The organism is Oleiphilus sp. HI0128, from assembly GCF_001635365.1.
In genome coordinates this window covers 1-683 of sequence record NZ_LWGG01001292.1, presented here as the reverse complement: position 1 = coordinate 683, position 683 = coordinate 1, and the positions used below count along the sequence as shown (strand labels likewise).

Here is a 683-nt window from a genome sequence, read left to right as displayed (position 1 = left end):
GAGCTGTCAAAAACCTGGCCATCAATGAATGAGCCGTGATAGTGAACGCGTACAGTCTGATCAATACTAGGCTTATCGCCCTCTGCACTTTCCAGAATTTCGTACTGTAGACCTGAGTCGGTAACTTGTACGCCTTCTCGCTTGGCATTTTCATCTAAGAAAGTTTTGCACAAATCCTGATACTTCTCGGTACGATCTTTCTCGAACTGCATGCGCTTTTCTTTAATCGTGTCATAGGCTTCGTTGAGTTCGCTTTCGGACAAAGCCGAAGGTTCACCATTAAAGCATGCTCGCAAAGCCTGAATCGTTGCTTCAATATCCATTCCCTCGAAGCGGTTCTTTTGCATCTGACGGCCAAACTGCCATCCAAATCCATAGCTCACTTTCTGCTCGAACGATTGAGGTTTATCTTCAGTCTTCTTTGTCATATCTCTATATCTACTAGTCGTTAAGTTTGTTACTTGCCAATCGAAATGGTCAGTAGGGTAATATCTTAGATGTCAGCTGCCACTTCCAATTCCTCTAATCCCTTCTGTACATAATCCAGCAAACGCTGCATAGACGGCAAGGTGCGGCGGCAAGCCGTAAAGCCGAATTCTAACTGATCTACATAACTGACCAAAGTAATATTCAAGGCAATACGATCCAGAGGTATTGAAACGGGATACATCCCCTCTAGCTGC

2 protein-coding genes are annotated in these 683 nt (G+C 44.5%); both read right to left on the bottom strand.

Annotated features, from left to right (window positions below; genetic code table 11):
• Positions 1 to 428, bottom strand: a 428-nt coding sequence (locus tag A3763_RS21600) for an FKBP-type peptidyl-prolyl cis-trans isomerase N-terminal domain-containing protein (RefSeq protein WP_197483037.1), incomplete at its 3' end; no start/stop codon positions are given.
• A 65-nt stretch (positions 429 to 493) separates the two neighbouring features.
• The coding region (locus tag A3763_RS21595) for a WS/DGAT domain-containing protein (protein WP_156495243.1) at positions 494 to 683 on the bottom strand (190 nt) is incomplete at its 5' end.